Raw genomic sequence first — 17,319 nt, forward strand, 5'->3', positions numbered from 1 at the left:
TTTATAGGAGGAAGACTACTATGGCAATTGTTGACGTATCGATTATTCCAGTAGGAACGGGTAATCCAAGTGTTAGTGAATATGTAGCAGAAGTACAAAAGGTGCTAGAGAAAAATGCAGATCGCGTGAAGTATCAATTAACACCAATGAATACAGTAATTGAAGGAGATCTTCCTGTCATTCTAGAAGTAATTCAACAAATGCATGAAGTTCCATATACGAAAGGTGCACAGCGCGTTGCAACAACAATTCGTATCGATGATCGTCGTGATAAAGTAAGCACAATGGAGAAAAAATTAAACTCTGTTCGATCAAAATTATAAGGAAAAGCAGCGATTTTCGCTGCTTTTTTCATATAGGAGGTAAATAAGATGAATGAAAAGTTTAACGAGCAATTTGACGGATTACTAGAAAAATACACGGAACTATTACTTGGAGAGAGCAATGAAGAGAGAAAAGAACAGGTACAGAAGTGGGCGCTTTATTCTTATATTGCAAAGACGATGCCAGCTTTAGTGAAGCACTGGAATGAGACGTATCCCGATGCAAAAGAAGAGATGGTACAGTTAATTACAGATATTAAAAAGCTGAATGAAGAGAAGCGAAATGAACAGTGAGAAGGCTTGAGGTAATGCTACATCAAGTTTTCTGTATTAATATCCTCATATAATTTACATGGAATATAAAGGGTTTTATAAGCATGTCGAATATTTTCGACATGCCTATTTTTTGCTTAGTAAACCCGTTTTTTCTAAATGTCGAAAAATATTCCCTTCATATTAAGAAGCGAGAATATAGGGTTTTAAATGTTTTTATAGTATTTTATAAATTATCTAAATAATTATTTGTATCCAATAATTTTAAACAGTGATATAATTTCGAAGAGGGGTAAAAAACAGATAAATCAAGTCATAGGGGTGAATTACATGGAACAATTAATGCGAAATTCGTTTCTTTTCTTATCTAAAAATAAAGCGCTAACAAAACTGGCTAAAAAGTACGGTTTACGCTTTGGTGCAGGTCGCTTTGTCGCAGGGGAGACAATTGAATTAGCGACAGCAGCTATTAAACAATTGAACAAGCAAGGACTTTGTGTAACAATCGATTATTTAGGGGAATTCGTTGATAATGAAGCGGAAGCAAATGAAATGGCTAACCAATCGATTGAAGCAATCCGTGCAATTGGAAGAGAAGGTCTTGATTCGCAGCTTTCTTTAAAGATGACTTCTATGGGATTAGATATCTCTGATGAAATCGTAATGAACAATATGCGCCGTATTTTAGAGGCTGCAAAAGAAAATGGTGTGTTTGTTACCATTGATATGGAAGACTATACACGCTGCGGAAAGACAATTGATATCTTTAAACAGTTAAAATCTGAGTACGATAATATTGGTACAGTTATTCAAGCTTACTTATATCGTACAGAAAAAGATATGGAAGAATTAAATGCTTATAGTCCTAATTTACGTCTTGTAAAAGGAGCTTATAAAGAACCTGAAGAGGTAGCGTTCCCGGAGAAGAAAGATGTAGATGATAACTATAAAAAAATTATTAAAATGCACTTATTAAATGGAAATTATACTGCAATTGCTTCACATGACGAAGCGATTATTGAATATACGAAAAAACTTGCCGAAGAACACAATATTCCAAGAGACCAATTTGAATTCCAGATGTTATATGGTATTCGTAATGAGCGTCAACTTGAGCTAGTAAAAGAAGGTTACAAAATGCGTGTTTATGTGCCTTATGGAAACGACTGGTATGGCTACTTCATGCGTCGTTTAGCAGAGCGTCCAGCAAACGTTGCGTTCGTGTTAAAAGGTATGGTTAAAAAATAACCAAGGAGAAAATACTCCTTGGTTATTTTAATTGCTGAAATGCATAATGTGCCATTTTCTTCGTATCAGGATATAGCTGTGTGCGAGTAGAAGATAATACAACATTAATGACGCGTTTACCGTCTTTTTCATCCACTGTTACGACCGTATATTTTCCGAGTGCTGATAGACCGCTTTTACTTCCAATTGCATATGGATCGTCATATAGTTCTTCTCGTCCATAGTTTGCGATGTTTGGAGATCGTTCTGAAGTATGTAGAGTTGTACGTGTTGAATTCATATATTCTAAAACAACTGGGTACTTTAATGCTTCTTTCGTAATCATAGCAATGTCATATGGCGATACTTTATTTCCAAGTGCATCAGCACCACTTGCGTTTTTGAAAGTCGCATGCTTTGTACCAAGTTCCTTCGCTCTTGCATTCATCATTTTTACAAATTCATTTTTTGATCCTGCGATATGTTCTGCAATGGATTCAGCTATCGGGTCTGCACTAATGATAAGCATAAGCTTTAATGCCTCATCCCGTTTTAACTTTTCCCCGGCACGAAGTTTAATTTTCTTACTTTGACTTTCTGTTTTAATTGCGTTCTCTGTAACTGTAATTTCTTCATTTTCTTTTACATTCTCTAGTAAGAGTAAGGTAGTCATCATTTTCCCTATACTAGCCGGATAAGAGCGTTCGTCTTCCCGTTTCCCATACAAAATTTCACCTGTGTCTGCATCGATTGTAATGCCATATTGCCCAGTAATGTTAGGTTGATCCGCTCTTACAGCTTGTTGCCTTTGTGCATAAGAGAAGAAAATCATCCCTGTAAATAGTGTAGCAATCATTACAATCATAACTATTGTTCGTTTCATCATCGTTCCCTCTTTTGTTTTCCATATGTACAAATAAATTGGGCAGAAAAAGCAGCCATTACCCATTATGCCACGTTTTCTGCCCAAAAATATACCGTTATTTTTCGCCCATATTATGCTTCTTATATTGTTGGTTATTACCTTGACGGCCCTTTTCCACACCGTGATTATGAGGACCTGCATTTCCAGTTACGCTTGCTGCGCTAATTCCAGCCTTTGAAGGGTTCTTCTTAAGTTTTGCCATATATATTCCTCCAGTTTCGTCAGATTATAAAAAGGAAAAGTGCATTTTAATGAAGAAAATACACATGTATAGCATAGCCAAATGAAAGAAATATATTTATTTCAGAAAATTTTATCAATAAATATATTGCGAAAATTCAAACTGTATCATATATTTATTAGTAGAGGCTCACTCATTGATTGCGACTTATGTCGAAAAATTGAATGAGCATTCATTCAAGAATAGGGGGAGAAATGGATGTTCCAAATTAAAAAGGCTGCTGTTCTAGGTTCAGGCGTAATGGGTTCAGGGATTGCGGCACACTTAGCTAATATTGGTATTCCGACATTATTGCTTGATATTGTACCACCTGCGCTAACAAAAGAAGAGGAAGCGAAGGGACTTACATTAGAACATAAAAGTGTGAGAAATCGTTTTAGTAATACGGCTGTGCAAAAACTATTAAAGCAAAAACCAGCTCCTCTGACAGTGAAAGGAAATCTAGCACTGATTGAAGCAGGTAACTTAGAAGATGATCTTGAGCGTCTAGCTGATGTAGATTGGATTATTGAAGTAGTAGTTGAAAACTTAGATATTAAAAAGAAACTATTTGAAAAAGTAGATGCTGTTCGTAAACCGGGTTCTATTGTAAGCTCGAATACGTCAGGCATTTCAGTAGAAAAAATGGCAGAAGGTCGTTCAGACGACTTCCAGAAGCACTTCTTAGGCACACACTTTTTTAACCCACCACGATATTTAAAACTTCTAGAGGTAATACCGACGAAAGAAACAGATCCACAAGTATTAAGCTTCATGAAACTATTTGGCGAAGATGTTCTTGGAAAAGGCGTTGTTATCGCAAAAGACACACCAAACTTTATTGGAAACCGCATCGGTACGTATGGTTTATTAGTAACTCTTCAAGAGATGATAAAACGCGGCTATAGCATTGGGGAAGTTGATTCTGTAACAGGCCCACTTATTGGTCGTCCGAAGAGCGCAACGTTCCGTACATTAGATGTTGTCGGTTTAGATACATTCGTACACGTTGCAAATAACGTATATGAAAACGTACAAGAAGAAGAGCGTGATGTATTTAAAGTACCAGCTTTCATGCATGACATGCTTGATAAAAAATGGCTTGGAAGTAAAACAGGTCAAGGCTTCTTCTTAAAACAAGGAAAAGAAATTTTAGAACTAAATCCTGAAACGATGGAATACGAAGCTCGCAAAAAATTAAAAGCTGCATCTATCGAGTTAAGTAAACAAGAAAAAGGTTTATCGAATAAATTGAAAGCGCTTGTATACGCGAAAGACCGCGCAGGAGAGTTGTTATGGAACATCATTACACCAACTCTTTTATACTCTGCAAAACTTCATAAAGAAATTGCTGACGATATCGTTGCAATTGACCAAGCGATGAAGTGGGGCTTCGGCTGGGAGCAAGGACCGTTTGAAGTTTGGGATGCAATTGGCGTTGAAAAGTCTGTTCAAAAGATGGAAGAAAACGGTGCAGTTGTTCCGACTTGGGTGAAAGAAATGTTAGAGAAAGGTTTCACTACTTTCTACAAACATGATAACGGAGATAGCTACTATTACGATAATGGCGAATATAAGCTAATCGAACGTAATAAAAAGGCAATTTCTCTTAAGCAATTAAAAGCGAAAAATGGCGTATTAAAGAAAAATAGCGGAGCGAGCTTGATCGATTTAGGCGATGGTATCCTTTGCTTAGAATTCCATTCGAAGAGCAATGCAATCGGTATGGATATTACGCAAATGATTAACTACGCTGTTGATGAAGTAGAAAAGAATTATAAAGGTCTTGTTATCGGTAACCAATCGAAGAACTTCTGCGTTGGTGCGAACCTAGCAATGATCTTAATGGAAGCGCAAGATGACAACTACTTTGAAATTGAGTTGGTTGTGAAAAACTTCCAAGATGCAATGACGAAAATTAAATACTCTTCTAAGCCAGTTGTAGCAGCACCATATGGTATGACGCTTGGTGGAGGTACAGAAGTTTGCTTACCAGCAGCGAGCATTCAAGCTTCTAGTGAAACGTATATGGGCTTAGTAGAAGTTGGTGTTGGCTTAATCCCTGGCGGAGGCGGTAATAAAGAGCTATACATTAAACACTTAAATAAAATGCCAAACGGTGTAGAGTTTGATCTGCAAAAAGTTGCGAATAAAGTATTCGAATCTGTAGCGATGGCGAAAGTTTCTACATCAGCACAAGAAGCTGTATCGAACAACTTCTTAGGCGATAAAGACGGTATTAGTGTGAATGGTGATCACTTACTATATGATGCGAAACAAAAAGCACTTGCTTTATATGAAGCTGGCTATAAAGCGCCGATTCGTAAAAAGATACCAGTTGTTGGTGAAACAGGATATGCAACTCTTGTACTTGGTGCAGAAGCAATGCATTTATCAGGTTACATTTCTGAACATGATCTTCACATTGCGAAGAAACTTGCATATGTCATCGCGGGCGGAAAAGTGCCGTACGGAACAGAAGTTGATGAGCAGTATTTATTAGATGTAGAACGTGAAGCATTTATTAGCTTAGTAAGTGAGATGAAATCACAAGCAAGAATGCAGCACATGCTTGTAAAAGGAAAGCCATTACGTAACTAATAACGAGGGGAGATATCGTTCATGAGAGAAGCTGTCATTGTTGCGGGAGCAAGAACACCAATTGGAAAAGCAAAGAGGGGTTCATTAAAAACAGTTCGTCCTGACGATCTAGGGGCGTTAGTAGTAAAGGAAACGTTAAAGCGTGCGAATTATGAAGGACCAATCGACGATTTAATTTTCGGTTGTGCAATGCCAGAAGCAGAGCAAGGGTTAAATATGGCTCGTAATATCGGCGGACTAGCAGGACTTTCTTACGATGTTCCAGCTATTACAATTAACCGTTACTGTTCTTCAGGGTTACAAAGTATCGCTTACGGAGCAGAGCGTATTATGCTTGGTCACTCGGAAGCTGTATTATCAGGCGGAGCGGAATCAATGAGTTTAGTTCCGATGATGGGACACGTTGTTCGTCCAAATAGTCGCCTTGTTGAAGCAGCTCCAGAATATTATATGGGTATGGGACATACAGCAGAGCAAGTTGCTGTGAAATATAGAATTTCTCGTGAAGAACAAGATGCATTTGCAGTAAGAAGTCATCAACGTGCTGCGAAAGCATTAGCTGCAGGGAACTTTGCTGATGAAACAGTATCTGTAGATGTAACGTTACGTACTGTTGGATCAAACAATAAACTGCAAGAAGAAACAATCATTTTCGCACAAGACGAAGGTGTAAGAGCAGAAACGTCGCTAGACATTTTAGGTAAATTACGTCCAGCATTTAACGTTCGCGGTTCTGTAACAGCTGGTAACTCTTCACAAATGAGTGACGGTGCAGCATCTGTACTATTAATGGATCGTGAAAAAGCAGTGAGTGATGGCATGAAACCACTTGCGAAATTCCGTTCATTTGCAGTAGCTGGCGTACCACCAGAAGTAATGGGAATCGGCCCAATCGCTGCAATTCCAAAAGCGTTAAAATTAGCTGGTTTAGAGCTATCTGATATTGGCTTATTCGAACTAAATGAAGCATTCGCTTCTCAATCGATCCAAGTTATTCGTGAGCTTGGTTTAGATGAAGAAAAAGTAAACGTAAACGGCGGTGCAATCGCACTTGGACATCCACTTGGCTGTACAGGAGCAAAACTAACACTATCTCTTATTCACGAAATGAAACGCCGCAACCAACAATTCGGTATCGTAACAATGTGTATCGGCGGCGGAATGGGAGCAGCAGGAGTGTTTGAATTACTATAAAAAAAAGTGGAAGTGGCTTGCTCAGAACAGGAGGGCGTTGGAAGCCCTGACGTAGAGGCGCTTTTTGCCTCACAGGAAGGGGTGAAACGACCGACTGTTCTAGCCACTGGAACTGGATTATGAAAAAAAGTGGAAGCATCTCGCTCAGAATGTGAGGGGGATGGAGCTTCAGACGTAGAGGCGCTCTTTGCCTCGCAGGAAGAAGCGAAGCCACTGAACATTCTAGCCGCTGGAACTAGATTATAAAAAGTGCAGGTGGCTCGTTCAGAACGAGACGCCGTCAATACAAAGAATGGAAGCAACAAAGGTTTATAAAAAATAAAATTGAGAGCCAGCTTCTTTCAAAAAGGAAGAAGCGGCTCATGAAAATATGAAGGAGGAAATTTTCATGGAAAAAACAGTAGGAAATGCGGTTAAAGGCGGTAGCTTTTTAGTTGATGAGATTACGATTGATCAAGTGTTTACGCCAGAGGATTTTTCATCTGAGCATAAAATGATTGCAAAAACGACAGAGGACTTTATCGTAAATGAAGTTCTTCCAGAGCTTGAATATTTAGAGCAACACGAGTTTGATCGTTCTGTTCGTCTTTTAAAAGAAGCTGGGGAACTTGGTTTATTAGGCGCTGACGTACCAGAAGAGTACGGCGGAATTGGCCTTGATAAAGTAAGCTCAGCGTTAATCGCAGAGAAATTCTCTCGCGCTGGTGGTTTTGCAATTACTCACGGTGCTCACGTAGGTATCGGATCATTACCAATCGTGTTATTCGGTAATGAAGAGCAAAAGAAAAAGTATTTACCATTACTTGCAACTGGTGAAAAATTAGCGGCATACGCATTAACAGAGCCAGGTTCAGGGTCTGATGCATTAGGTGCGAAAACAACTGCACGTTTAAATGCAGAAGGTACACATTACGTATTAAATGGTGAAAAACAATGGATTACAAACTCTGCATTCGCTGACGTATTTATCGTATACGCAAAAATTGATGGAGAGCACTTCTCAGCATTTATCGTAGAGAAAGAATATGCTGGCGTATCTACAAGCCCAGAAGAAAAGAAAATGGGTATTAAATGTTCTTCAACTCGTACGTTAATTTTAGAAGATGCATTAGTACCGAAAGAAAACTTACTTGGTGAAATCGGTAAAGGTCATATTATCGCGTTCAACATTTTAAATATCGGCCGTTATAAATTAGGTGTTGGTACAGTTGGATCTGCGAAACGTGCAGTAGAAATTTCAGCACAATATGCAAACCAACGTCAACAGTTCAAACAACCAATCGCTCGCTTCCCATTAATTCAAGAGAAACTTGCGAATATGGCAGCGAAAACATATGCAGCTGAAAGCTCTGTATACCGTACAGTAGGTTTATTCGAAAGCCGCATGAGCACATTATCTGAAGAGGAAGTAAAGGACGGTAAAGCAGTAGCAGCTTCTATCGCTGAATATGCAATCGAGTGTTCTTTAAATAAAGTATTCGGTTCTGAAGTACTAGATTATACAGTTGATGAAGGTGTTCAAATTCACGGTGGTTACGGATTTATGGCAGAGTATGAGATTGAAAGAATGTACCGCGATTCTCGTATTAACCGTATTTTCGAAGGAACGAACGAAATTAACCGCCTAATCGTACCAGGTACGTTCTTACGTAAAGCGATGAAAGGTGAATTACCACTTCTTCAAAAAGCACAAAAATTACAAGAAGAGTTAATGATGATGATGCCAGAAGAAGTAGGCGATGAGCCATTAGCACTTCAAAAATATTTAGTAACTAACGCGAAGAAAATCGGCTTAATGGTAGCTGGATTAGCTGCTCAAAAATACGGCAAAGCATTAGATAAAGAGCAAGAAATTCTTGTGAATATCGCTGACATCGTAAGCAACCTTTACGCAATGGAGTCAGCTGTTCTTCGTACAGAAAAAGCAATTAAAACAACTGGTCTTGAAAAGAATAAACAAAAAGTGTTATACACTGAAGTATTCTGCCAAGAAGCATTCAACGAAATCGAAGCAGATGCGAAAGAAACACTTATCGCAGTTGAAAACGGCGACATGCTGCGCATGATGTTATCATCATTACGTAAATTAACTCGCCACACACCACTTAACGTAATTCCGAAGAAACGTGAAATCGCTGCGAAAATTTTAGAAGATGAGCGTTACACAGTTTAATAGCTGTAAAGAAAAGTAGTCGTATAAACGGCTACTTTTCTTTTTTTTTGTAAAAATGAAATTTTTAGTGACACAAAACTAATACCATTAGTATAATAAAACTAATGGTATTAGTTTTCGTGAAAAGGGAGATGGAAATATGAGAATGATACATGAAAAAACGGTATATCAATTGTCATTTTTGCCAAGAGTGTTTCCTGTGAATTGTTACTTTGTGGAGGAAGAAGATGGTTTAACTTTAATTGATGCAGCTTTGCCATATAGCGCAAAAGGTATTTTACAGGCGGCTGAGAAAATAGGAAAACCAATTACTAAGATTGTATTAACACATGCGCATGATGATCACATCGGTGCATTAGACGCATTAAAGGAAGTACTTCCTCATGTTCCAGTCTATATTTCTAAGCGGGACGCAAAGCTGTTAGAAGGAGATACGACGTTACAAAAGGATGAACCGAACATACCGATAAAAGGCGGTGTACCTAAAAAGGTAAAAACGGTACCTGATGTTTTATTGGAAGATGGCGACCGAGTTGGATCGCTTCTTGCGATTATGACACCGGGACATACGCCAGGCTCCATGTCGCTTCTTGATGTACGAAATAAAGCTCTTATTGTCGGGGATGCCTTCCAAACAAGAGGAGGTATGGCTGTTTCGGGACAAATGAAATTTTGGTTTCCGTTTCCTGCAATGGCAACGTGGAGCAAAGAAATATCATTACAAAGTGCAGAGAAGCTAAGCGAATATGAGCCTTCCTTACTTGCGGCAGGGCATGGGAAAATGATAAAGAATCCAGGCACTGTCATAGAACTTGCTATTAAGGAAGCTAAGCGGAATATAGAAAGTAGAAAAGAGGGGTAATTTATGTCACCGAGAATCGGACTTACATTACAGAAAATTGTAGAAACAGCAGCAGAAATTGCAGATACAAATGGAATACAAGAAGTAACGTTAGCTTCATTAGCGCAAACATTAGGGGTACGTTCACCCTCGCTATACAATCATGTAAAAGGTTTACAAGATGTACGGAAACATCTTGGGATTTACGGAATAAAACAGCTGCATAACAAACTGGAAGAAGCGGCCGAGGGTAAACGGATGGATGAAGCAATTCATGCTTTGGGAGAAGCGTATGTAGCATTTGTCCGCAAACATCCTGGACTATATGAAGCAACCTTTTTACGAGATGAAGAAGTAAGAAAAGCAGGTGACGGAATTGTAAAGCTTTGTCTTCATGTTTTACAGCAATACGGCTTAGAAGGAGAGAATGCACTTCATGCGACACGTGGATTCAGAAGTATTTGTCATGGATTTGCGTCGATTGAACAGCAGGGTGGATTTGGTTTGCCACTAGATTTAGATACAAGTTTACATGTATTATTGGAAACGTTTATTAAAGGATTACATGTGATGCGAAAGTGAATAGGAAGCGGGATAATTAAAAACCTTAGAAGTGATTCTAAGGTTTTTTTAGTGCATATGATTCCAAAAGAATGGTAGGCTTTTTCTCATTAAATGATATTATTTTGCAGGTTTGAAAAATGTGTATATGGCTAAGGGAAGGCAAACGAAAATAAATGCAATAGGATCTTGATATGGACTAGGCTCAGAGCCCTTCTGGATTTCTGTAAGGAAGTCATGTGTTTTCATGTTCATTGCTCCTTTAACTAATAAGTTTTATATGATGCGAGGGTTATGCTGGATAGAATTTTTTTGACAATTCATATAATAATTATTGTATAGCAATCTAATTCCTAAAACTATAGAATATAAAATTTTCATAATATGTAAAATTGCATATTATTCTTTTTGAAAATTTTGTTATATTATCTTTATATTTACATTAAAGGATTTTCATTAGGAAAAATGAAAACAAATGGAGGAATAGTATGAGTAAAGCAGTTTTAGAAGCGTATAGTGTGGAAAGAAAAATCGAGAATATAACATATAAAAATCTATTTGTAATGATAGCAATGATTATAGGGATTTCACTCCTAGGAGGATTATTCCTTGGTTTAGCCTTTGAGATTTATGGAGAAGAAGCATTAAGTACTAAATTAGAAGGATATTATTTGCTCTTATTCGATGCAGCTGTTGTTGCCATCGTTTTATTAGCTTATAAACCAGTTCTTCATTTTATTAAATATATTTGGGATTTATCCGTTTTGAAGAATGGGAAGACATATTTATATCTATTAATTGGTTTTATTGTCATTGCGTTATCACAATATTTAATGTTACATGTGTTTAGTTTTGAAAGTGCAGCAGAACAAAAGAAACAATTAGGGAGTTTAGGGATTCAAAATAGCATACAAAGTATTATATATGTGTTAAGTGTTGCTATCATTACACCGGTTAAAGAAGAAATTCTATTTCGAGGTATTTTATATCGATTTTTAGAAAAGAAATATAATTTTTTAGTTGGTATCATTATTTCTTCCTTCATTTTTGGAATTCTTCATGGAGGTCTTCTAATTACGGCAACGATGATGGGAATGGTGTTTGCAATGTTATACAAAAAGACGCAATCTATTATACCTAGTATTATTTTACACATTGTATGGAACTTACTTGTGAGTATAAGTATGATTATATCTCTATAAAAATAAATACATAACCCGTATAAAAGATGAATGGCTTAGCTATTCATCTTTTATTTTGTATGCACGTGAAAAAGTTAATTTATGTATACAATCAAAAAATAGCTAAATACTAACAGTGAACGAATAAAGAAAGGTAGGGGTATTCTATGCAAAACTTAACAGAGCTTGAAGTAGAAAACTTACGCCATTTAATTGGTGGACATGCAACAATTATTAACAAGTTGGAGCAGTATGCACAGACGTGTACAGATCCACAACTGAAACAAATGTTACAAAAGGATGCGCAAGATGCACGAAATACGAAACAGCAATTAATGACTTTCCTAGGATAGGAGGAAGCGGAAAATGAATGAAAAAGATATGGTAAATGATTATTTAGCAGGATTAAATGCAAGTTTAACAAGTTATGCAAATTATATTGCTCAGTCTGATAATGAACAGTTACATCAAACGTTAATCCAAATTCGTAATCAAGATGAGATGCGTCAACGTAATATGTATGAGTACGCAAAGCAAAAGAGTTATTATAAGCCAGCTGCACCTGCTAACCCAATGATTGTACAGCAATTAAAAGGTCAATTAAGTGCGGAATAATGGGATGAAAAAACGAGCGAATGAAGTCGCTCGTTTTTTTATTTTTGGCATGTCAATAAATATATAATAAATATTTTTTCAGTTGTAACAAATATGACGAAAATGGAATGTAACAATTCACAAAAAGGACAAAAGTTTGCTCAATATTTCACAAAGTATCCATGGTTTCTATCGTGGGAATCTATATAATTAGGGGTGTAAAGAACAAAAGAGATAGATTATATGATCAATTAGGAGAGATTGCCATGAAACGAAATACAAGAAAAATTGCAATTATCGGTACTGGATTAGTTGGATCAAGTTGTGCATATTCCATTGTAAATCAAGGCATTTGCGAAGAACTATTATTAATTGATATAAATCATGAACGTGCAGTTGGGGAAGCAATGGATTTATCACACTGCATTAACTTTACAAATACAAGAACAAAAGTATATGCAGGAAGCTATGAAGACTGCAAAGATATGGACATCGTTATTATTACAGCAGGACCAGCACCAAAACCTGGACAAAGTCGCTTAGACACTTTAGGAGCGAGTGCAAAGATTATGGAAAGCGTTGTTGGTGGCGTAATGGAAAGTGGATTTGATGGTATTTTCTTAATCGCATCGAACCCAGTTGATATTATTACATATGAAGTGTGGAAATTATCTGGATTACCTAGAAATCGCGTAATCGGTACAGGTACATCATTAGATTCTTCTCGCTTAAGAACAATTTTATCTGAAATGTTACATGTAGATCCTCGTAGTATTCATGGGTATTCATTAGGAGAACATGGTGATTCTCAAATGGTTGCTTGGTCACATGTATCTGTTGGAGGAAAACCAATTCTACAAATTTTAGAAGAGAAAAAAGACCAATTTGGTGAAATAGATTTAGATGAAATTGTTGAGAAGACTGCAAAAGCTGGATGGGAAATTTATAAACGAAAAGGTACTACTTATTACGGAATCGGAAACTCTTTAGCGTATATTGCGAGTTCAATCTTTAACGATGATCACCGTGTAATTGCTGTATCAGCCATTTTAGATGGTGAGTACGGTGAATATGATATTTGTACAGGAGTACCAGCTATTATTACTAGAGACGGTATAAGAGAAATTGTAGAGCTAAATTTAACAGAGGATGAAGAATCTCGATTCGCAAAATCAAACGATATTTTACGTGATTATATGAAAACAATTGGTTACTAACTTATAGGAGAAGGTGAAACAAATGAAGGAATATATAATGTCTCGTGTATTTAAAGCATCAGCTGGAATTGCACAAGGTATTTTCGTATCCCTCGGAATTGGTTTACTAATCGAAAATATAGGAAGAATTGTTGATATTCCGTTGCTTATTACAATCGGAGTTGTTGCAAAATCACTTATGGCACCAGCCATTGGTGCCGGAATTGCCTTTATGCTCGGTGCAAATGGTCTTGTAATCTTCTCGGCTATGGTAGCTGGAGCGATTGGTGCTGGATCCATTTCAATTACTGAAGCAGGTCTAATTATTAAAACAGGTGAGCCAATCGGTGCATTATTAACAGCGACTTTAGCTGTATATATTGGTAAACGTTTAAGTGGAAAAACTGCGTTAGATATGATGCTCGTTCCATTTGCGGCAATATTAGGTTCTGGTTTAGTTGGTATTTGGTTATCTCATAATATTACTCCTGTGTTAAATACAATTGGAGCATTCATTAAAGATAGCTCAGCTGGTAGCCCGTTTATCGCTTCTATCGTCATTGCAGTCGTTTGGGGACTATTACTTATCTCTCCAGCTTCATCAGCTGCGTTAGCGATCGCACTTAGCTTAGACGGTGTTGCAGGTGGTGCTGCTCTTGCAGGCTGCGTTGCTCAGTTTATCGGATTCTCTGTAATCTCAGCGAAAGAAAATAATTTAGGCGGCATATTAGCTCAAGCGCTTTGTACTCCGAAAGTACAGTTGCCAAATATCACTAAAAATCCAATGATTCTCGTCCCAACTGTCGTCGCCAGTGCTATAGTTGGTCCAGTATCCGCATTAATTTTCCAACTAGAAGCAGGAAAAGAAATTGCAGGTCTTGGATTAAGTTCTCTTATCGCACCAATTAATTTAATTTCTAGCGAAGGATGGGAAGTTGTCCCAGCGATGGTAATCACTTATATCATCATTCCAGTAGCTGTTTCTTATATACTTTACATTGCTCTTAAAAAAGCAGGTCGTATTCACTCTGGTGATATGACTGTACCGCAATCTTAAATTGAAAATCTCCTTTTATATAGAGAAAAGCAGACTGGAAGCCACAGTCTGCTTTTTACATTTTGTGATGTTGTTTTACTGGAACACGTACAGTTTCTTTTGCTAATAAAAGCTGAACGCCAAAGTAAAGTATGCTTGCAAGCGTCATTCCAGAAATGGCGTCTACAAATGCGTGTTGCTTCGTAAATAGCGTTGATAAAATAATAAGCGTACCGAAGAAGGTAAGAATATAATATTCAAAAGCATGTTGTTCTCTACGTCTAAAGGCAGCTAACATAATGATAAAGGTAGTAAGAACGTGAATGCTAGGGAAACAGTTTACCGGTTGATCGATACTATAAATATAGCGGACTAGTTCGGAAAATACGTCTGATCCAACGACTGTTGGACGTGGTACAGTTGTCTGCCAAAAATAATAAATAGAAAAACAAGCAAGTTTTCCAAAAATTATACTACTTAAAGTGACATAATATTGTTTTCGATCCGCAAAGCAATAATAAATAAGTGCGCCGTATAAGTAAGGAAACCAAAGTAAATAAGGAATAATAAATGCTTTCACAAATGGAATCCAATCATCTACTACAGTTGTGACATCTACTGCGTGTACAGTAGATTTATTTAATACATCGTAAAGGGGACTTACGAGTACGAGTAGAAGTATATAACTTAACGGAAGAAAAGATGAAAGTTTAAATTTCTTCATGATAATCTCCTATGTTTAGTAATGTAAGTAAATTCAATTGATTATAATATAGAAACGTCATTTGAGCTATCGATTTTACTTACATTTTCTTGAATTCACCTTACGTTTTTGTCACTTGACTTAAAAGAAGGGGAGGGTGCTATATGAAGCGTTTATCGTATTTCTTATTTTTTATATTGATATGCCTAGTGAGTGCTGGGTGTGCAAAGGATAAAGAAGGAGAGAAATTAGAATATAACGGAAGAGCACTCGTAATTGGAGTCATTGGAGAAAAACCGAAAGATACGTTTAGGAATATAAAGTTTGAGGAAATGAAGTTAGAGGAACTGGAAAAGAAATCTAAGGAAGTGGATGGTTTTTTAATAATGAAAGATCACTTTCAAGAAGCCTCAACAGAGCAATATAAAAATGTATTTTCATCGCTAAAGAAACCAGTGTTTTTTATCGGTTTACAAGATAAATCATATTCGATTTTTATTACAAAAGGGATAGAATATAACAGTGCCCGAAAAGATGTAAATGCTATGTATACGCAAGGGTTTGCAAATATCGGAAGTGGTGAAGGACAACAATGGGCAGTTGGTTTATCTAATGGCGGAAATACAGAAGAAAGTATTCATAATATGTATATTGTCGTATTTCAAACCATCGCAGATTATTTGAATAGATGATGAGGCAGCCTGTAAACGAGGCTTCTTATTTTTTTAAATAAACGTTTATTTAAGATGTATGTTCGGTAGGAAGAAATCGATGCAATTCAAGGGTTAGAAAAGAAAAATAGGGAGCTAATCAAACGTTTGTTTAAGATGTATGTTCGGTAGGAAGAAACCGATGTAGTTCAAGGGTTAACAAAGAAAAATGTGGAATTAATCAAACGTTTGTTTAAGATGTATGTTCGGTAGGAAGAAATCGCTGCAGCTCAAGAGCTAACAAAGAAAAATAGGGAGTTAATCAAACGTTTGTTTAAAATATATGTTCGGCGAGGGATGAGAGAAGAATCTAAAAAAATATATATTTATTTTTTCTTAACAAATGGCGGGAAAATAAGGAAAATTCGCAGGATTATTAAAATTTATCACGAAATAAGTAAAAGTTTAGCGAATAATCGTTTGAAATAATAAAACGTTTTCTATATGATAAAGGTAAAGGTTAGTAAAAAAGTAGGTGAATTTATGACAGTAACATTTTATTCATATCCAAAGTGTGGCACATGTCAAAAAGCAAAGAAATGGTTTGAGGCAAACAATGTAGCATATGAGATGATTCATATTGTTGAAAATCCACCATCAAAAGAAGATTTACGTAATTTACATGAAAAAAGTGAATTACCATTAAAAAAATTCTTTAATACAAGTGGAATGCGTTACCGCGAACTTGGTCTGAAAGATAAGTTAAAGGATGCAAGCGAAGACGAAATGTACGAACTTTTAGCATCTGATGGCATGTTGATTAAACGTCCAATCGTAACAAATGGAACGAATGTAACACTTGGTTTTAACGAAGAGCAGTTTGAAAGTGTGTGGAAAAAGTACCAATAAGGTATTTTTACATAATTAATACATTCACTGGAGGTACAGTCATGAGCATTCCAAATAATTTACGTTACTCTGAAGAACACGAATGGGTAAAAACTGAAGGTAATGAAGTTGTTATCGGTATTACTCACTTTGCACAAGGTGAGCTAGGCGATATCGTATTCGTTGAACTTCCTGAAGTAGGTGCAACAATCGAAGCTGACGAGCCATTCGGAAGCGTAGAATCTGTTAAAACAGTTTCTGAGTTATACGCACCTGTAAGCGGTAAAGTTGTAGCAGTAAACGAAGAATTAAGTGACCAACCAGAACTTGTTAACGAATCTCCATACGAGGGTGCATGGATGGTTAAAGTTGAACTTTCTGATGCAAGCCAAGTTGAGAAGTTATTAACTGCAGAAAAATATGCAGAAATGACAAACCAAGACTAATTATAGTCGACTGAAGGACAGCCTTTGTGCTGTCCTTTTTTATTTTGTGTAAAATAATGAACGTAGAATCATATACTAATTATCGTGTAGGAGAACGTTTTTGAAAAAACTTTCGTTTAAGTTTTTATTGACCAGCTCCAGCGGCTAGAACAGTCGGTCATTTCACTCCTGAACTTGAGGCAAAAAGCGCCTCTAGTTCAGGAGTTCCAATGCCCTCTTGTTCTGAGCAAGCCGCTTCTGCTTTTCTTTTGCAAAAATAAACAGGAAACAACATGAAAATAACGAAT

19 protein-coding genes are annotated in these 17,319 nt (G+C 36.8%); 16 read left to right on the plus strand and 3 right to left on the minus strand.

The window, feature by feature from the left end:
* Positions 1 to 20 precede the first annotated feature (20 nt).
* The 3 genes from ACUN0F_RS07800 (at position 21) to ACUN0F_RS07810 (ending at position 1,844) form a co-directional block, all read left to right on the plus strand.
* Positions 21 to 323 carry an MTH1187 family thiamine-binding protein gene (locus tag ACUN0F_RS07800; RefSeq protein WP_001018862.1) on the plus strand — a complete coding sequence of 101 codons (303 nt, stop codon included), beginning with the start codon at positions 21 to 23 and terminating at the stop codon, positions 321 to 323.
* 48 nt (positions 324 to 371) lie between these two features.
* Entirely contained in the window at positions 372 to 617 is a 246-nt protein-coding gene (locus ACUN0F_RS07805) for a YusU family protein (RefSeq protein ID WP_264461640.1), read from the plus strand.
* A gap of 309 nt (positions 618 to 926) precedes the next feature.
* The gene (locus ACUN0F_RS07810) at positions 927 to 1,844 is read left to right on the plus strand and encodes a proline dehydrogenase family protein (protein WP_046955846.1); all 918 of its coding nucleotides are present in this window, start codon (positions 927 to 929) and stop codon (positions 1,842 to 1,844) included.
* Positions 1,845 to 1,866: 22 nt separating this feature from the next.
* On the opposite strand, the gene ACUN0F_RS07815 is transcribed toward ACUN0F_RS07810, so the two are convergent.
* Together ACUN0F_RS07815 and ACUN0F_RS07820 are read right to left on the minus strand one after the other, a co-directional pair.
* A complete protein-coding gene (locus ACUN0F_RS07815) occupies positions 1,867 to 2,706 on the minus strand; it encodes a D-alanyl-D-alanine carboxypeptidase family protein (protein ID WP_000831460.1) in 840 nt (279 codons plus the stop codon).
* Between the two features lie 97 nt (positions 2,707 to 2,803).
* The gene (locus ACUN0F_RS07820) at positions 2,804 to 2,950 is read right to left on the minus strand and encodes a YuzL family protein (RefSeq protein ID WP_001096344.1); all 147 of its coding nucleotides are present in this window, start codon (positions 2,948 to 2,950) and stop codon (positions 2,804 to 2,806) included.
* Positions 2,951 to 3,187: 237 nt separating this feature from the next.
* Between ACUN0F_RS07820 and ACUN0F_RS07825 the strand changes: the two genes are divergently transcribed.
* The 10 genes from ACUN0F_RS07825 (at position 3,188) to ACUN0F_RS07870 (ending at position 14,366) form a co-directional block, all read left to right on the plus strand.
* Positions 3,188 to 5,569, plus strand: a complete 2,382-nt coding sequence (locus ACUN0F_RS07825) for a 3-hydroxyacyl-CoA dehydrogenase/enoyl-CoA hydratase family protein (protein WP_060488118.1) — start codon at positions 3,188 to 3,190, stop codon at positions 5,567 to 5,569.
* 21 nt (positions 5,570 to 5,590) lie between these two features.
* On the plus strand, positions 5,591 to 6,763 hold the full coding sequence (locus tag ACUN0F_RS07830; protein ID WP_445539334.1) for an acetyl-CoA C-acetyltransferase: 1,173 nt from the start codon (positions 5,591 to 5,593) through the stop codon (positions 6,761 to 6,763).
* A 388-nt stretch (positions 6,764 to 7,151) separates the two neighbouring features.
* Positions 7,152 to 8,936: an acyl-CoA dehydrogenase family protein gene (locus ACUN0F_RS07835; RefSeq protein ID WP_000416287.1), complete on the plus strand. Its 1,785-nt coding sequence runs from the start codon at positions 7,152 to 7,154 to the stop codon at positions 8,934 to 8,936.
* Between the two features lie 139 nt (positions 8,937 to 9,075).
* Positions 9,076 to 9,798, plus strand: a complete 723-nt coding sequence (locus ACUN0F_RS07840) for an MBL fold metallo-hydrolase (RefSeq protein ID WP_046955847.1) — start codon at positions 9,076 to 9,078, stop codon at positions 9,796 to 9,798.
* Positions 9,799 to 9,801: 3 nt separating this feature from the next.
* A complete protein-coding gene (locus ACUN0F_RS07845; RefSeq protein ID WP_264461639.1) occupies positions 9,802 to 10,359 on the plus strand; it encodes a TetR/AcrR family transcriptional regulator in 558 nt (185 codons plus the stop codon).
* A 467-nt stretch (positions 10,360 to 10,826) separates the two neighbouring features.
* Positions 10,827 to 11,540 (plus strand): CPBP family intramembrane glutamic endopeptidase, encoded by a 714-nt coding sequence (locus ACUN0F_RS07850; protein WP_098189407.1) that lies wholly within the window; start codon positions 10,827 to 10,829, stop codon positions 11,538 to 11,540.
* A 146-nt stretch (positions 11,541 to 11,686) separates the two neighbouring features.
* Positions 11,687 to 11,872 carry a hypothetical protein gene (locus tag ACUN0F_RS07855; RefSeq protein WP_001180555.1) on the plus strand — a complete coding sequence of 62 codons (186 nt, stop codon included), beginning with the start codon at positions 11,687 to 11,689 and terminating at the stop codon, positions 11,870 to 11,872.
* A gap of 13 nt (positions 11,873 to 11,885) precedes the next feature.
* Positions 11,886 to 12,134: a spore coat protein gene (locus ACUN0F_RS07860; RefSeq protein ID WP_001002985.1), complete on the plus strand. Its 249-nt coding sequence runs from the start codon at positions 11,886 to 11,888 to the stop codon at positions 12,132 to 12,134.
* A gap of 245 nt (positions 12,135 to 12,379) precedes the next feature.
* Complete coding sequence (locus ACUN0F_RS07865) at positions 12,380 to 13,330, plus strand: L-lactate dehydrogenase (protein ID WP_033662524.1); 951 nt, start codon at positions 12,380 to 12,382, stop codon at positions 13,328 to 13,330.
* A gap of 22 nt (positions 13,331 to 13,352) precedes the next feature.
* Positions 13,353 to 14,366: a PTS transporter subunit IIC gene (locus tag ACUN0F_RS07870; protein WP_000666174.1), complete on the plus strand. Its 1,014-nt coding sequence runs from the start codon at positions 13,353 to 13,355 to the stop codon at positions 14,364 to 14,366.
* 55 nt (positions 14,367 to 14,421) lie between these two features.
* Here the strand turns inward: ACUN0F_RS07870 and ACUN0F_RS07875 are convergent, their stop codons facing one another.
* A complete protein-coding gene (locus tag ACUN0F_RS07875; RefSeq protein WP_445539335.1) occupies positions 14,422 to 15,069 on the minus strand; it encodes a phosphatase PAP2 family protein in 648 nt (215 codons plus the stop codon).
* 143 nt (positions 15,070 to 15,212) lie between these two features.
* Between ACUN0F_RS07875 and ACUN0F_RS07880 the strand changes: the two genes are divergently transcribed.
* From ACUN0F_RS07880 to gcvH, 3 genes are all read left to right on the plus strand, one after another.
* The gene (locus ACUN0F_RS07880) at positions 15,213 to 15,740 is read left to right on the plus strand and encodes a hypothetical protein (protein ID WP_046955850.1); all 528 of its coding nucleotides are present in this window, start codon (positions 15,213 to 15,215) and stop codon (positions 15,738 to 15,740) included.
* Positions 15,741 to 16,241: 501 nt separating this feature from the next.
* Positions 16,242 to 16,607, plus strand: a complete 366-nt coding sequence (locus ACUN0F_RS07885) for an arsenate reductase family protein (RefSeq protein WP_264461635.1) — start codon at positions 16,242 to 16,244, stop codon at positions 16,605 to 16,607.
* Between the two features lie 41 nt (positions 16,608 to 16,648).
* Positions 16,649 to 17,032 (plus strand): glycine cleavage system protein GcvH, encoded by a 384-nt coding sequence (gene gcvH / locus ACUN0F_RS07890; protein ID WP_000026896.1) that lies wholly within the window; start codon positions 16,649 to 16,651, stop codon positions 17,030 to 17,032.
* Positions 17,033 to 17,319: the final 287 nt, after the last annotated feature.

The sequence above is a fragment of the Bacillus sp. 1A genome (assembly GCF_052682215.1).

What these genes read in the sequence shown, in the direction of transcription:
- ACUN0F_RS07800 (WP_001018862.1), top strand. Translation starts at nt 21, where the DNA reads ATGGCAATTGTTGACGTATCGATTATTCCAGTAGGAACGGGTAATCCA.
- ACUN0F_RS07805 (WP_264461640.1), top strand. Translation starts at nt 372, where the DNA reads ATGAATGAAAAGTTTAACGAGCAATTTGACGGATTACTAGAAAAATAC.
- ACUN0F_RS07810 (WP_046955846.1), top strand. Translation starts at nt 927, where the DNA reads ATGGAACAATTAATGCGAAATTCGTTTCTTTTCTTATCTAAAAATAAA.
- ACUN0F_RS07815 (WP_000831460.1), bottom strand. Translation starts at nt 2,706, where the DNA reads ATGAAACGAACAATAGTTATGATTGTAATGATTGCTACACTATTTACA.
- ACUN0F_RS07820 (WP_001096344.1), bottom strand. Translation starts at nt 2,950, where the DNA reads ATGGCAAAACTTAAGAAGAACCCTTCAAAGGCTGGAATTAGCGCAGCA.
- ACUN0F_RS07825 (WP_060488118.1), top strand. Translation starts at nt 3,188, where the DNA reads ATGTTCCAAATTAAAAAGGCTGCTGTTCTAGGTTCAGGCGTAATGGGT.
- ACUN0F_RS07830 (WP_445539334.1), top strand. Translation starts at nt 5,591, where the DNA reads ATGAGAGAAGCTGTCATTGTTGCGGGAGCAAGAACACCAATTGGAAAA.
- ACUN0F_RS07835 (WP_000416287.1), top strand. Translation starts at nt 7,152, where the DNA reads ATGGAAAAAACAGTAGGAAATGCGGTTAAAGGCGGTAGCTTTTTAGTT.
- ACUN0F_RS07840 (WP_046955847.1), top strand. Translation starts at nt 9,076, where the DNA reads ATGAGAATGATACATGAAAAAACGGTATATCAATTGTCATTTTTGCCA.
- ACUN0F_RS07845 (WP_264461639.1), top strand. Translation starts at nt 9,802, where the DNA reads ATGTCACCGAGAATCGGACTTACATTACAGAAAATTGTAGAAACAGCA.
- ACUN0F_RS07850 (WP_098189407.1), top strand. Translation starts at nt 10,827, where the DNA reads ATGAGTAAAGCAGTTTTAGAAGCGTATAGTGTGGAAAGAAAAATCGAG.
- ACUN0F_RS07855 (WP_001180555.1), top strand. Translation starts at nt 11,687, where the DNA reads ATGCAAAACTTAACAGAGCTTGAAGTAGAAAACTTACGCCATTTAATT.
- ACUN0F_RS07860 (WP_001002985.1), top strand. Translation starts at nt 11,886, where the DNA reads ATGAATGAAAAAGATATGGTAAATGATTATTTAGCAGGATTAAATGCA.
- ACUN0F_RS07865 (WP_033662524.1), top strand. Translation starts at nt 12,380, where the DNA reads ATGAAACGAAATACAAGAAAAATTGCAATTATCGGTACTGGATTAGTT.
- ACUN0F_RS07870 (WP_000666174.1), top strand. Translation starts at nt 13,353, where the DNA reads ATGAAGGAATATATAATGTCTCGTGTATTTAAAGCATCAGCTGGAATT.
- ACUN0F_RS07875 (WP_445539335.1), bottom strand. Translation starts at nt 15,069, where the DNA reads ATGAAGAAATTTAAACTTTCATCTTTTCTTCCGTTAAGTTATATACTT.
- ACUN0F_RS07880 (WP_046955850.1), top strand. Translation starts at nt 15,213, where the DNA reads ATGAAGCGTTTATCGTATTTCTTATTTTTTATATTGATATGCCTAGTG.
- ACUN0F_RS07885 (WP_264461635.1), top strand. Translation starts at nt 16,242, where the DNA reads ATGACAGTAACATTTTATTCATATCCAAAGTGTGGCACATGTCAAAAA.
- gcvH (WP_000026896.1), top strand. Translation starts at nt 16,649, where the DNA reads ATGAGCATTCCAAATAATTTACGTTACTCTGAAGAACACGAATGGGTA.